Consider the following 13,572-nt stretch of genomic DNA (forward strand, 5'->3'; position numbering starts at 1 on the left):
GGCGTACTCCATCGGCAGGCGGGGTTCCCGATTGTGCTCCGCTTTGAGCGTGATGACACTGTGTCGACAGGCACAGGCATGCGATGGTGCTTGCGGTAACGTGCACGGGTTGCGGTTCCACCGCCGCGGGATGGCCACGCAAACCCACCGACTCACGGGAGGTTCCATGCGCTGTACCAGCATTCTGTTCGCCGCCGCCTGCGCCGCGATCGCCGGCCTGCCCGGCTCCGGCCATGCGCAATCGCCGGCGCACTGGCAGGCCAGGCAACTCAAGGCGTCGCAGGAATCCGAGGCGATCATGCGCGACGCCGACAAGCGCAACGGCCTGCTGGCCCAGTTCCAGGTGATGCGCTACGCCTCCGTCGGCAACAACGACCCTGCTTTCCAGGTCATTTTCAGCCAGTACCTGAGCTGGTATCAGACCTTCATCGGCGATTACCCGGACGCGGCGACCAGCTTCTCGATCAGGCAGGGAGCGTTGCCCGACGACCGCCCCTTGCCGTTGGACGACGGGGTCCACCACGCCGAGTCTGCCCTGACGGCGATCGCGCGGCTGGCGAAAGGGCGCCGGGCGGTGTTCTTCAACGAGGCGCACAACATCCCGCTCACCCGCAGCCTGACGGTGCAGATGCTGGCGCGACTGCGCGCCGAGGGTTACGACTATTTCGCGGCCGAGACGGTCTACCAGACCGACAAGGGGCTGCAGGCGCGGGGATACCCGACCAAGGACAGCGGCTTCTACACGCAGGAACCGGTCTGCGCGGAAATGGTGCGCACCGCGTTGCGGCTCGGCTACAAGGTGGTCGGCTACGAGGCGCTGTCCGATGCCTCCGGCGACGCACGCGAAGCGGAGCAGGCGCGCAACCTGTACCGGCAGGTGTTCAAGGACCATCCCGACGCGCGCGTGGTGGTCAACGCCGGCTACGCGCACATCCAGGAATCCGGCGCCTACCTGGGCGGCGCCTCGATGGCCCAGCACCTGCGCCGGCTGATCGACATCGACCCGCTCACCGTCGAGCAGACCATGCTGTACGACCACCCCGATGTCGGCGGCAATCATCCGTACTACGAGCCGGTCATGAAGAAGTTGCAACCGACCGGCCCCATCGTGTTCGTGGACGACGCCGGCAAACCGTGGTCGTTGCGGCCGGGCTACGACCTCAGCGTGTGGTTCCCGCCGACATCCATGCGTCGCGGCCGCCCGACCTGGCTCAGCCTGGGCGGCGAACGCAAGCCGTATTACGTGGATGGCGAACGCTGCAACCAGCATTTTCCCTGCATGGTGGAGGCGCGTTACGCCAGCGAAGGCAACGATGCCATCCCGGCCGATCGCGTGGTGCTCGATCCGGTGCCGCTCAACGCCGTGCCCAGCGACCGCGTGCGCAGCGGCGGCGCGGCGCCCGCCAGCGAGCTCTACCTGCGGCCCGGCAAGTACCGCGTGGTCTACAGCGGCGAGAACAACGCCACGCTGTTTTCACAGAACGTCACGATCAGGGACCGCAACCCGCGGCCACCGCCCTCCCAGCCCCCGGCAGCCACTGCCGGGCCCGTGTCCACGCCGGTTCGCGGCGACGTGGCGCAACCCTCCGTCGACCAGGGGAACTGATTCCATGACCCACCACAGAATGCGCGTACTGCTTGCCACGGCGTGTGCGCTTGCGACCTTCGCCGCCGTCGGAGCGGAACCCGCCGCCCCATCGCAAGCCGGCCTGCTCGGCTTCACGCCCGCGCATGCCACCACCCAACTCGACCTGGAACGACGTTTCGACGCCCAGCTCGACCCGGCCGAGCTGCGCGACTGGTTGAAGCAGATGGCATCGGCGCCGAACCAGGTCGGCTCGCCGCACGACAAGGCGAATGCCGAGTTCATGCTGGAGAAGTTCCGCGCCTGGGGCTGGGATGCGCACATCGAGACGTTCGAGGTGTTGTATCCGACGCCGAAGAAAGTCGCGCTGGAACTGCTCGGGCCGCAGCCGTTCACCGCCACCCTGCACGAGCCGCCGGTCGCCGGCGATGCCACTTCGGCGCTGCCCGGCGCGCTGCCGCCATACAACGTCTACGGCGGCGACGGCGATGTCACCGCACCACTGGTCTACGCCAACTACGGCATGCCGGACGACTACAAGGAGCTGGTGCGCCGCGGCATCGACGTGCGCGGCAAGATCGTTATCACCCGCTACGGCGGCGGCTGGCGCGGGCTCAAGCCGAAGCTGGCGCAGGAGCATGGCGCGGTCGGCTGCCTGATCTACTCCGACCCGCACGATGACGGCTACGCCCAGGGCGACACCTGGCCCGAAGGCGGCTGGCGCCCGCCCGAAGGCGTGCAGCGCGGCTCGGTCGCCGACATGCAGCAATATCCCGGCGATCCGCTGACCCCCGGCATCGGCTCCACGCCCGGCGCCAAGCGGCTGGCGATCAAGGACGCGAAGACCCTGCTGAAGATTCCGGTGCTGCCGATCTCCTACGCCGACGCCACGCCGCTGCTGAAGTCGCTGGGCGGCCCGGTGGCACCCGCAGCCTGGCGCGGCGCACTGCCGCTGACCTACCACGTGGGCCCGAGCACGGCCAAGGCGCACCTGACCGTGCTGTCGGACTGGAACCGCAAGCCGATCTACGACGTGATCGCGAAGATCGAGGGCGCCCGCGCGCCGGACCAGTGGATCATCCGCGGCAACCACCACGACGGCTGGGTGTTCGGCGCATGGGACCCGCTGGCCGGCAACGTAGCCCTGATGGCCGAGGCCAAGGCCATCGGCGGCCTGCTCAAGCAGGGTTGGCGGCCGCAGCGCACCCTGGTCTACGCCAGCTGGGACGGCGAGGAACCGGGCCTGCTCGGTTCCACCGAATGGGCCGAGGCGCACGCGAAGGAGCTGCAGGCCAAGGCCGTGCTCTACATCAACTCGGATACCAACGGCCGCGGCTTCCTCGGCGCCGGCGGCAGCCATTCGCTGCAGCATCTGGTCAACCAGGTCGCCGACGGCGTGACCGATCCGGAAACCCGCGTGAGCGTGGGCAAGCGCTGGCGGGCGCACCTGATGATCGAAGGCAGCGATCCCAAGGCGAAACCCGAAGCCAAGGCCAATGCCAAGGCGGCAGCCAGCGGCGGCGATTTGCCGATCGAGGCACTGGGCTCCGGCTCCGATTACAGCCCGTTCCTGGAACATCTCGGCATCGCCTCGCTCGACCTGGGCTTCGGCGGCGAGGACGACAATGCCGGCATCTATCACTCGCGCTACGACTCGTTCGACCATTACGCCCGCTTCGGCGATCCCACCTTCGAGTACGGCGTGGCGCTGGCCAAGGTGGCCGGCCACATCGTGTTGCGCAGCGCCGATGCCGATGTGCTGCCGCTGCGCTTCGGCGATTTCAGCCAGACCCTGGGCCGCTACGTCGGCGAACTGCACAAGCTGATCGAGAAGACGCGCAAGGCAACGGCGCAACAGCACCAGTTGCTCGACGCGCATGCCTACGCGCTGGACAGCGACCCGACCCGGCCGCTGCTGCCGCCGGCGCGCGACTCCGATGTGCCGGCGATCGAGCTGGCCCCGCTGGACCGCGCCGCCAGCCAGCTGGAGCAGAGCGCGCAGGCGTTCCAGGCCGCCTACGCGCGGCAGGCCGCCGACGGCTTTGCCCTGCCCGCCGCGCGGCTGCGCCAGATCAACCGGCAGATGGGCCGGATGGAACAGGCGCTGACCGATGCCGACGGCCTGCCCGGCCGGCCGTGGTTCCGGCACTTCATCTACGCCCCAGGCATGCTCACCGGCTACGGCGTCAAGACGGTTCCCGGCGTGCGTGAGGCGATCGAGGCACGGCGCTGGGACGAGGCGAACCGCTATGCAACGATCACTGCGCAGGTGCTTGACCACTACCGCGCCCAACTCGACCAGCTGACCCGTTTGCTGACCCCGTCGAGCTGACCGGCGCAAACCACGGCGAATCCAAGGATGGATCGCCCGCCGGCCGTCACCCGGACGGCCGCTCGCCGGAGCCAGGACGATGATGCCGAGCCGCACCCTTCCATCGAGCATCCGCAAGCTGGACCCCGGCGCGTTCGCGCTGGTGATGGCCACCGGCATCGTCTCCATCGATGCCGGCCAGCACGGCATGCCCGTGCTGGCACGTGCGCTGTTCGTGCTGAACGCGGTGGCCTTCGTGCTGCTGCTGGCGCTGAACGCGCTGCGCCTCGTGCATGCCCGGCGCGAGGTGCTGGACGACTTCACCAACCCGGCGCGGGGCGCGGGCTTTCTCACCTTCGTCGCGGCCAGCGGTGTGCTGGCCAGCCAGTGCGTGCTGGTGGTTCCGCTGCCGCATTGGGCCGTCGCGTTGACCGTGCTCGGCGCGGTCGGCTGGGGCTGCCTGTCGTACTTGCTGCTGCTCGCCGTGATCACCGGCCAGCGCAAGCCCGGCTTCCGGCGCAGCATCAATGGCGGCTGGCTGGTGGCGGTGGTGTCGACGCAGGCGCTGGCAGTGGCGCTCACCCTGCTGGTGGCGCACGGTCATGCGGCGCCCATGCTCGGCTGGCTGTTCGCCGCGCTGTGCCTGTACCTGGTCGGTGCGGCGCTGTACCTGATCCTGATCACGCTGATCTTCTACCGCCTGCTGTTCCTGCCGCTGCCGGCCAGCGGCTTCACGCCGCCGTACTGGATCAACATGGGCGCGCTGGCGATCACCACGCTGGCCGGCAGCCTGCTGGTGCTGCATGCGCCGGCGCAACCGTCGCTCGGTGCGCTGGTGCCCTTCGTCAAGGGCTTCACCCTGTTCTTCTGGGCCAGCGCCACCTGGTGGATTCCGCTGCTGGCGATCCTCGAGCTGTGGCGCCACGGCATGCGCCACGTGCGCCTGCGCTACGCGGTGGACGACTGGGACATCGTGTTTCCGCTGGGCATGTACACGGTCGGCACGAATGCGCTGGCACAGGCACTGGACCTGGATCTGCTGCAGCCGGTGTCCGACCTCGGCGTCTACATCAGCCTGCTGGCCTGGCTGCTGGTGGCGGCCGGTGCACTGCGGCACTGGCGGCGCGCCTTCGTGCGGGGCTGAGGCGCACGATGCGCGCCTTCACCGGCGGCTTTCGGCGTGCCGCACCTGGCCGTCGCCGCGCAGCACGAAGCGTTCGATGGTCAGCGCCTCGGCGCCCATCGGCCCGTAGGCGTGTAGCCGCGTGGTGGAGATGCCGATCTCGGCGCCGAGGCCGAGTTCACCGCCGTCGCTGAAACGGGAGGAGGCGTTGACCATCACCACGGCGGAACGGATCGCCTGCACGAAGCGTTGCGCGGCGGTTTCGTCGGCGGTGGCGATGACTTCGGTGTGGTCGGAGCCGTAGCGGCGGATGTGGGCGATGGCGTCGTCGAGGTCGTCCACCACGCGCACGGCGAGGATCAGGTCGAGGAACTCGGCGGCGTAGTCGTCGTCGGTCGCCGCGCGCATGTCGGGCACCAGGGCGCGGCTGCGCTCGTCGCCGCGCAGCTCGACGCCGCGCTCGCACAGTGCCTGCGTTGCGCGTGGCAAGAACGCTTCGGCGACGTCGCGATGCACCAGCAACGTCTCCAGCGCGTTGCACACGCCGGGGCGCGAGGTCTTGCCGTCGAGCAGCAGGTCCAACGCCAGGTCGAGGTCGGCGGCGCGATCCACGTACAGGTGACAGACGCCCTTGTAGTGCTTGATCACCGGCACGCGCGCGTGTTCGGCGACGAAACGGATCAGGCCTTCGCCGCCGCGCGGGATGGCCAGGTCGACGATGTCGACCAGCTGCAGCAGTTCGACCATCGTCTCGCGGCGCAGGTCGTCGACGAGGGTCACGGCGGCGGTCGGCACGCCGTGCGCCTCCAGTGCCGACTTCAGCGCCGCGGCGATCGCGGTGTTGGAATGGATCGCCTCGGAGCCGCCGCGCAGGATCACCGCGTTGCCGGCCATCAGGCACAGCGCGGCGGCGTCGGCGGTGACGTTCGGACGCGCCTCGTAGATCATCGCGATCACGCCGAGCGGGATGCGCACGCGCTCCACCGACAGCCCGTTCGGCCGTGTCTCGCGGCGCGTCGTCACGCCGACCGGATCGGGCAGCTCGGCGACGTCGCGCAGCGCGTTGGCGATGCCGGCCACGCGTGCCTGGTCCAGCCGCAGGCGGTCGAGCATGGCGCCCTGCACGCCTTTCGCCGCGGTCTGGCGCATGTCTTCGGCGTTGGCGGCCAGCACCGCGGCGGACTGCGCTTCCAGCGCCGCAGCCATGTCGCGCAGCAGCGCGCGCTTCGCCTCGCTGCCCAGCGCCGCAACGACTTGGGCGGCGTCACGGCAAGCCAGGGCCTGTTCGCGGATCGTGCTCATGTGCTGATCTCCTGCCCGGACGCAACCGGGCGACTCATGCCGACGAGGTCGTCGCGATGCACCACCTCGTCGCCGTAGCTGTAGCCGAGCACGCCGTCGATCTCGCGGCTGTGCCGGCCGGCCAGACGGCGCACTTCGGCGGCGCCGTACTGGCTGAGTCCGCGCGCGACGGCGGCACCGTCCGCGTCGACGATCTCCACCAGGTCGCCGCGGTGGAACTCGCCGTCGGCGCCAAGCACGCCACCCGGCAGCAGCGAGACGCGCCCGCCGGCCAGCGCCTTCACCGCACCGGCGTCGATACGGATGCGGCCCGGCGCGGCGGGTGCGTGGCGCAGCCAGTACTTGCGCGCCTGCAGTCGCGTTGAAGCCGCGGCGATCAGCGTGCCGCGCAACTGCCCGCGCTGCAGTGCCTGCACGGTGGCCGCCTCGCGCCCGCTGAACAAGGCCGTGGGGATGCCGGCGGCGGCAGCTTTCGCCGCGGCCTGCAGCTTGGTGCGCATGCCGCCGGTGCCGGCCGCGCTGCCGCTGTCGCCGGCCATCGCGACGATCTCCGGGGTCAGCGCGGCCACCTGCGCGATCGGCACGGCCGCGGGATCGCGCCGCGGGTCGGCGCTGTACAGCGCATCGACGTCGGAGGCGATCAGCAGCAGGTCGGCGTCGACCAGCGCGGCCACGATGGCGGCAAGGTTGTCGTTGTCGCCGAGCTTCAGTTCATCCACCGACACGGTGTCGTTCTCGTTGACCACCGGCAGCACGCCGAGCTGCAGCAACTCGCGCAACGTGGCGCGCGCGTTGAGGTAGCGGCGGCGGTTGCGCAGGTCGTCGTGGGTCAGCAGCACCTGCGCCACCGGCCGCGCGGACAGCGATTGCCACAGCGCGACCATCGGCGCCTGCCCCAGCGCGGCCAGCGCCTGCCGCGCGGCGAGGCCGCCGATGTCGCGCGCATGCTGGCGCAGCAGCGCGCGCCCGGCCGCCACCGCGCCGGAGGACACCAGTACCACTTCTCGGCCTTCGGCATGGCTGGCGGCAACGAAACCGGCCAGCGCTTCGGCATGACGCGGGGTGAGGCCGCCGCCGTCGGCGGCAAGCAGGTTGCTGCCCACTTTCAGCACGGCGCGGCGCCAGGAGGGCAATGCCTGCGCGGGCAGGCCGGTGTGCGTGTTCCCCGTGTCGATCGCCGCCATGCCCGTGCCTCCGCTTCAGTCGTCGAGCGCACGCAATCGCGCGTGCAGTTCATCCAGTCGCAGGTCGTTGCCGGCGCCCGGCGAGACGCGCGCGGCGAGGCTGCCTTCGGGCGTGCGCCCCTGCCCCGCGGATGCCGCGGTTTCCGCCGCCGCGCGATACGCGTCGCGGAACGGCACGCCGGCGGCGGCCTGCTCGATCGCCACGTCGGTGGCGTACATCGCCGGCTCGATCGCCGCGCGCATCGCGGCTTCGTTCCACGCGAACCGCGCCAGCAGGTCGGGTACCAGTTCCAGCGCCATCAGGCCATGGCGCACGCCATGGAAGATCGAGCCCTTGGAGAACTGCAGGTCGCGCTGGTAGCCGGACGGCAGCGACAGCAGCTGTTCGATCTCGGTGCGCGCGGCGGCCACGCTGGCGTAGCTGGCGCGCAGCAGTTCGATCACGTCGGGGTTGCGCTTGTTCGGCATGATCGAGCTGCCGGTGGTGTACTCGGCCGGCAATTTGACGAAGTCGAATTCGGCGGTGGTGAACAGCGACAGGTCCCACGCCATCCTTCGCAGGTCGAGCAGCGCACCGCCGATCGCCTCCAGCGCGGCCATCTCGAACTTGCCGCGCGACAGCTGCGCGTAGATCGGCGATATCTGCATGCGCGCGAAGCCGAGCGCCCGGGTGGTGTACTCGCGATCGAGTTTCATGTTCACGCCGTAGCCGGCGGCGGTGCCGAGCGGGTTCGCGTCGATCAGCGTCATCGTCTGCCGCGCGCGCAGCGCATTGTCGATGAAGCCCTCGGCGAAGCCGGCAAACCACATCGCGGTGGACGACACCACCGCACGCTGCAGGTGGGTGTAGCCGGGCATCGGCACGGCTTCTTGCGACGCGCGCTCAAGGCAGGCCTCGGCGATCGCACGGCAATGCGCCTCCAGCGCGGCCAGCTTGTCCTTCAGCCACAGCCGGGTGGCGACCAGGATCTGGTCGTTGCGGCTGCGCCCGGTGTGCACGCGGCGGCCGGCGTCGCCGAGGCGTTCGGTGAGGCGGGCCTCGATCGCCGAATGGCCGTCCTCGTAGCGCTCGTCCAGCACAAAGGCGCCGCTGGTGAAGTCACCGGCCAGCGCATCCAGTTCGCGCTTCAGCGCGGCGGCTTCGTCGGCGTTGACCACGCCGATGTTGGCCAGCCCTTCCACGTGCGCCTTGCTGGCGGCGATGTCGTGCAGGAAGAACTCGCGGTCCAGCAGCACGTCGTCGCCGGCGAGGAACTGCATGATCTTCGCGTCGATCCGGATGCCGGCTTTTTGCCAGAGGGGTTGGGTCATGGGAGCCAGAAGTGAGTTGAGAGGAGTGAGGAGTGAGAGAGATCAAGAGCAGAGGGGGCGGGAGCGCCGGGAGTGTGAGCTTTTCTCTCACTCCTCACTCCTCTTCCCTCACTCCTGCTCCACTGGAATCGCGGTGTATTCGTCCACGCCGAGCGCGCGGTTGATGTTCTGCATCGCCTGCGTCGCGGCGCCTTTCAGCAGGTTGTCCAGCGTGGCCACGATCACCACGCGCTTGCCGTCGGCCGATACCGCGAAGCCGCCGACCTCGGCATGGTGGCGGTGCGCGATGCGGCTGACCCACGGCGCCTCGTCGGTCACGACGGCCAGCTTCTCGCTGTCGTAGGCGGCATGGAAACGCTGCAGCACGTCATCGCGTTTCAGCGGGCGGGTGAGATACAGGTTGGTGGTGACGGTGAGCCCGCGGAAGTGCGGCGCCACGTGCGGCATGAACTCCACTGGCACGCCGAGCCGGAACGAGGCTTCCTTCTCGTGCATGTGGCCGGTGAGCGCGTACGGCATCAGGTTGTCGCGCAGCTTGCCCGGATCGTTCTTGTCCGACGGCGTGGTACCGGCGCCGGAGTAGCCGGAGACGCCGAAGCACACCGGTGGCGCGGCCAGCAGGTCCTTCAGCGGCGCGATGGAGAGCTGCATGGCTGTGGCGTAACAGCCGGGGTTGCTGATGCGCTTCTCGCCCCGCCACTTGTCGCGGGTGAGTTCCGGCAGGCCGTAGTACCACGACGGATCGAAGCGGTAGTCGGCGGAAAGGTCGAGGATCAACGTGTCCGGCTTCGCCGCGTCGATCGCCTCGACGAACGGCGCCGCCTTGCCGTTCGGCAGCGCCAGGATCACCACGTCGGCGCCCTGCGCCACCACCGCGGCCGGGTCCAGGCTGGCGTAGCGCAGTTCGCCGGCGAAACCGTCGACGTGATCGGCCACTCGCTGGCCGTCCAGCTCACGCGAGGAAACGAAGGCCAGTTGCAGAAGCGGGTGCGCCGCGATCAAGCGGATCAGTTCCATGCCGGTGTGGCCACGCGCGCCGACGATGCCTACCGTTTTCCTGTTCGTGTCCATGACTCAATCCACCAGTGTCGGCCGGCGTTGCGCGCAATGCGCCACGCAGCGGGAAATCGTGTCGAGATTGTCGATGCCGTACCAGAACACCTTCCAGCGCGGCTGTTTGATGCAGCCGTCCGACTCGGCGTAGTAGAAGATGTTGACCTGATTGTGGTGGCGCGAACGCCAGAACAGCCGCGGATTCTCTTCGCGCATCACCTGCCACACCGCGCGGCCGAGACCTTCGCCCTGCGCGTCGTCGAGCACGGCGAACTTGTCGAGATACGGCAAGCCGACCTCCTCGACCAGGATCATGGCGGCACGGTAGTTCTCGCTGACGTAGATGCGGAACGGCCGCGTGCGCTCGAAGTAGTCCGGCACCAGGCGGCGGCCGAAGCTGGACTCGATCAGCGTGCGCATGCGCGCGCGGTCCACGCCGTCCCAGGAGTCGAAGCGCAGCACCTTCTCGCCGCGTCGCACGAGGGTGCCGGAACCCTTGTGGGTGAACAGCTCCTTGGCCAGTTCGGACGGGCGGGTGATCGACACCGACGAGGTCAGCGGCAGGTCGGCCAGCAGGTCGGCGATCTGCTCGATCTTCAGGCGCATGCCACCGTTGATCCAAGGCTGCGCCATCAAGTGATCGAACTCGGTGCTCAGATTGATCGAATCGATCACTTTGCCGTGCTCGTCGAGCAGGCCTCCCGTGCCGGTGAGGAACACGATCTTGTACGGCTGCAGCACGCGCACCAGTTCGTTCGCGGCGAAGTCGGCGTTGACGTTGAGGATCTGCCCTTCGTCGGTTTCGCCCAGGCTGGCGATCACCGGGATGGAGTTCGCGCGCAGGCTGGCCTCGATCGGCGCCAGGTTGATGCTGCGGACCTTGCCGACCAGACCGTAGGTATCGCGGTCCAGGTAGTCGGCCATGAACACGCCCGTCGCCACCGAGGTGGCGCGCGTATCCATCGACTGCAGTGCCTCGACCAGTTTCAGGTTCTGCTGCTGGAACACGCGGCGCACGATGCCGAGCGCCTTGGGCGAGGTCACGCGCAGACCGTCGATGGTGTGCTTCTCGATGCCGGCGGCAGCCAGTTCCTCGTCCAACTGCGGACCGGCGCCGTGCAGCACGATCGGGGTCAACCCCACCTGCTGCAGGAAAGTCAGCGACGAGGCCAGATCGGCCAGCTCGTCGCGCAGCACCGCGCCGCCGACCTTCACCACGGCAAAGCGCTTGGCGTCCACCTCGGAGAAGCGCTTCAGGTACTGTTGGATTTCCTTCGCGCTGCCCATGCTGGAGAGCAGGCGCACGATGGTCTTGCGGGTGTTGTGCCTAGCCGTGTCCATTGTTTGTTCCTTGCGCTCATCCATGATCGCGGGGGTCAAAAACCGGCCGTCCCTGGCCGGACTTCTCAACGATTCGATAAACCGTTTGCGCATAGTGTTCGAGTTGATCCAGCGCGACCCACTCGTCGGCGCTGTGCGCCTGGGCGATGTCGCCGGGGCCGTAGACGAAGGCGGTATAGCCTGCGGCGGAGAACAGCGCCGCTTCGGTCCAGAAGTCCACCGCGTTGCCAACCGGGATGCCCAGCTCGTCGGCCACGTCGCGCGCGACCAGCCGGTTCGCCTCGGCGTTGGCGGTATCGCCGGCCGGCAGCGAGGCGCCACGAAAAGTCTCGGCGAACTCCACCGGCGGCGGTTCCACCAGATTGCGGAATCGGATCAGCAGGTGATCCGGATTCATCGTGGGCAAGGCGCGAAAGCCGAAGCGCACTTCCGCCGTCGGCGCGATCATGTTCGCCTTGATGCCGCCCTCGATGCGGCCAATGTTGAAACGCAGGCCGGTGAGGCCGCCGAAGCGCTCGTGCGACTGCGCCGCCACGAAATCCAGCGCCGCGTTGCCCCAGCGCACGGCTTGGTGCAGCGCGCTGTCGCCCGGCTTCTGCTCGCCCGAGGCATGCCCGGCCTGGCCGGCGAAGCGCATCAGCACCGACTGGATGCCGCGATGCGCCAGCACCGCCTCGCCCTTCGTGGGTTCGGCCACGATCACCGCGTCGTAGGCATGCGGTTCGCGCAGGAAGCCGGCGATGCAGCGCGCGTCGTTCGCCTCCTCGTCGGTGGTGAACAGCAGAGCCAGGTCGCCGTGACTGGCATTCGCCACCGCCAGCAGCGCCGCCGCCGCCCCCTTGATGTCGCACGCGCCCAGGCCGATCGCGCGATCGGCAGTGACCCGCAACGCGTGCGGATCGGCCGTCCACGCCGGCGAGTCCGGCACGGTGTCCAGGTGCACGTTGAACAGGACCTTCGGCTCGCCGCGCACCGCGTGCAGGGCCACCGCGCCGGCACCGAAGTCGTTCACCGTCACGTCGAAGCCGGGCAGCTGCGCGCGCAGGTAGTCGAAGATGCCGCCGGTATCGATCGCGCGCGGCGGGTTGCGCGTGTCGAAACCGACCAGCGCCGCCAGGTGCTTCAGCGTGGCATCGAGCAAGGCGCTCATCCGCGATTGACCTCGGCCCACAGCGTGCTGCTCATGCCGAACAGCTTGATGAAACCCTCGGCCTCCTCCACGCCCCAGTCGGCCGACTGCGCATAGGTGGCGCCCTTGGCGTTGAGGATGTGATTCGACTCCACCGCCACCGCGCCGACGCTGCCGCCGTTCGTCTCCAGCGTCACCGTGCCGTTGACGGTGGACTGGCTGGACGCCAGGAACGCCTCCAGGTCGGTCTTCAGCGGGTCGTGGAAGAAGCCCTCGTAGACCAGCTCCACCCACTTGCGCGCCACTTCCGGCTTGAAGCGGTTCTGCTGCTTGCTGAGCACGGCTTCCTCCAGCGCGCGGTGCGCGGCGAGCAGCGCGGTCAGGCCCGGCGCCTCGAAGATGATGCGGCCCTTCAGGCCGATCGTGGTGTCGCCGGTGTACAGGCCGCGGCCCACGCCGTACTGCGCAAACAGGCCGTTGAGCTTCGCCAGCATGGCGTGCCCTGCAATCGCCTCGCCGTCCAGCGTCACCGCCTCGCCGTTGACGAAGCCGATCTTCACCCGCAGCGGTTTGGACGGCCATTCGGCGCGCGGCTTGCACCAGCCCACCGCGCCGGCGCCGGGCGCCTGCCACCGGTCGATCTCGCCGCCGGACATGGTCAGGCCGAGCAGGTTCTCGTTGATGGTGTACGCCTGCTGCTTGGCGCGCACGCCGAAGCCGCGGTCTTCCAGGTACTTCTGCTCGTAGGCGCGCGTCTGCGTGTGTTCCTTCTGGATCTCGCGGATCGGCGCCACGATCTGGTAGTCGCCCAGCGCCTTCACCGCCAGGTCGAAACGCACCTGGTCGTTGCCCATGCCGGTGCAGCCATGCGCGATCGCCTTCGTGCCCAGTTCGGCGGCGCGCTTCAGCGCGGCCTCGACGATCAGGTAGCGGTCGGACACCAGCAGCGGGTACTGGCCCTGGTAACCCTCGCCCGCCCACACGAACGGCTTGACGAAGCCCGCCCAGATCGCCGGGCCGCCATCGACCGTGACGTGGCTGGCCACGCCCAGCTCCTTCGCGCGGTTCTCGATGAAGGCGCGCTCTTCGGCGTCGACACCACCGGTATCGGCAAACACGGTGTGCACGGCCCAGCCACGCTCCTGCAGGTAAGGCACGCAGAAGCTGGTGTCGAGGCCGCCGGAAAAGGCGAGGACGATGTCTTTGCTCATGGCTTGCAGATCCTGGAAAGAA

Annotated in this window: 10 protein-coding genes; 3 read left to right on the forward strand and 7 right to left on the reverse strand. The window is 68.9% G+C overall.

What is annotated here, in order from left to right:
* The first annotated feature begins 166 nt into the window (after positions 1 to 166).
* The 3 genes from ACVCL9_RS06865 (at position 167) to ACVCL9_RS06875 (ending at position 5,040) form a co-directional block, all read left to right on the forward strand.
* Complete coding sequence (locus ACVCL9_RS06865; RefSeq protein WP_447098657.1) at positions 167 to 1,606, forward strand: hypothetical protein; 1,440 nt, start codon at positions 167 to 169, stop codon at positions 1,604 to 1,606.
* Positions 1,607 to 1,610: 4 nt separating this feature from the next.
* Positions 1,611 to 3,917, forward strand: coding sequence for a transferrin receptor-like dimerization domain-containing protein (locus ACVCL9_RS06870; protein ID WP_447098656.1), 2,307 nt, complete (start codon positions 1,611 to 1,613; stop codon positions 3,915 to 3,917).
* Between the two features lie 79 nt (positions 3,918 to 3,996).
* Complete coding sequence (locus tag ACVCL9_RS06875) at positions 3,997 to 5,040, forward strand: tellurite resistance/C4-dicarboxylate transporter family protein (RefSeq protein ID WP_447098655.1); 1,044 nt, start codon at positions 3,997 to 3,999, stop codon at positions 5,038 to 5,040.
* An 18-nt stretch (positions 5,041 to 5,058) separates the two neighbouring features.
* Here the strand turns inward: ACVCL9_RS06875 and ACVCL9_RS06880 are convergent, their stop codons facing one another.
* The 7 genes from ACVCL9_RS06880 to ACVCL9_RS06910 all read right to left on the reverse strand — a co-directional run bounded on the left by ACVCL9_RS06880 (position 5,059) and on the right by ACVCL9_RS06910 (position 13,550).
* Positions 5,059 to 6,321, reverse strand: coding sequence for a glutamate-5-semialdehyde dehydrogenase (locus ACVCL9_RS06880; RefSeq protein ID WP_447098654.1), 1,263 nt, complete (start codon positions 6,319 to 6,321; stop codon positions 5,059 to 5,061).
* Positions 6,318 to 7,505 carry a glutamate 5-kinase gene (proB, locus tag ACVCL9_RS06885; protein WP_447098653.1) on the reverse strand — a complete coding sequence of 396 codons (1,188 nt, stop codon included), beginning with the start codon at positions 7,503 to 7,505 and terminating at the stop codon, positions 6,318 to 6,320. The genes ACVCL9_RS06880 and proB overlap by 4 nt, the downstream gene beginning before the upstream one ends.
* A gap of 15 nt (positions 7,506 to 7,520) precedes the next feature.
* Positions 7,521 to 8,816 (reverse strand): argininosuccinate lyase, encoded by a 1,296-nt coding sequence (gene argH, locus ACVCL9_RS06890; RefSeq protein WP_447098652.1) that lies wholly within the window; start codon positions 8,814 to 8,816, stop codon positions 7,521 to 7,523.
* Between the two features lie 108 nt (positions 8,817 to 8,924).
* Complete coding sequence (gene argC, locus ACVCL9_RS06895; RefSeq protein ID WP_447098651.1) at positions 8,925 to 9,887, reverse strand: N-acetyl-gamma-glutamyl-phosphate reductase; 963 nt, start codon at positions 9,885 to 9,887, stop codon at positions 8,925 to 8,927.
* 3 nt (positions 9,888 to 9,890) lie between these two features.
* Entirely contained in the window at positions 9,891 to 11,210 is a 1,320-nt protein-coding gene (locus ACVCL9_RS06900; RefSeq protein WP_447098650.1) for an acetylglutamate kinase, read from the reverse strand.
* 16 nt (positions 11,211 to 11,226) lie between these two features.
* Positions 11,227 to 12,360, reverse strand: coding sequence for an acetylornithine deacetylase (locus ACVCL9_RS06905; RefSeq protein ID WP_447098649.1), 1,134 nt, complete (start codon positions 12,358 to 12,360; stop codon positions 11,227 to 11,229).
* Positions 12,357 to 13,550, reverse strand: coding sequence for an argininosuccinate synthase (locus ACVCL9_RS06910; protein WP_447098648.1), 1,194 nt, complete (start codon positions 13,548 to 13,550; stop codon positions 12,357 to 12,359). The genes ACVCL9_RS06905 and ACVCL9_RS06910 overlap by 4 nt, the downstream gene beginning before the upstream one ends.
* Positions 13,551 to 13,572: the final 22 nt, after the last annotated feature.

The sequence above is a fragment of the Rhodanobacter sp. UC4438_H5 genome (assembly GCF_052978405.1).

Bases quoted from the DNA above. Each gene is read 5' to 3' on its own strand.
- ACVCL9_RS06865 (WP_447098657.1), top strand. From the start codon at position 167: ATGCGCTGTACCAGCATTCTGTTCGCCGCCGCCTGCGCCGCGATCGCC.
- ACVCL9_RS06900 (WP_447098650.1), bottom strand. From the start codon at position 11,210: ATGGACACGGCTAGGCACAACACCCGCAAGACCATCGTGCGCCTGCTC.
- argC (WP_447098651.1), bottom strand. From the start codon at position 9,887: ATGGACACGAACAGGAAAACGGTAGGCATCGTCGGCGCGCGTGGCCAC.
- proB (WP_447098653.1), bottom strand. From the start codon at position 7,505: ATGGCGGCGATCGACACGGGGAACACGCACACCGGCCTGCCCGCGCAG.
- ACVCL9_RS06905 (WP_447098649.1), bottom strand. From the start codon at position 12,360: ATGAGCGCCTTGCTCGATGCCACGCTGAAGCACCTGGCGGCGCTGGTC.
- ACVCL9_RS06870 (WP_447098656.1), top strand. From the start codon at position 1,611: ATGACCCACCACAGAATGCGCGTACTGCTTGCCACGGCGTGTGCGCTT.
- argH (WP_447098652.1), bottom strand. From the start codon at position 8,816: ATGACCCAACCCCTCTGGCAAAAAGCCGGCATCCGGATCGACGCGAAG.
- ACVCL9_RS06875 (WP_447098655.1), top strand. From the start codon at position 3,997: ATGATGCCGAGCCGCACCCTTCCATCGAGCATCCGCAAGCTGGACCCC.
- ACVCL9_RS06910 (WP_447098648.1), bottom strand. From the start codon at position 13,550: ATGAGCAAAGACATCGTCCTCGCCTTTTCCGGCGGCCTCGACACCAGC.
- ACVCL9_RS06880 (WP_447098654.1), bottom strand. From the start codon at position 6,321: ATGAGCACGATCCGCGAACAGGCCCTGGCTTGCCGTGACGCCGCCCAA.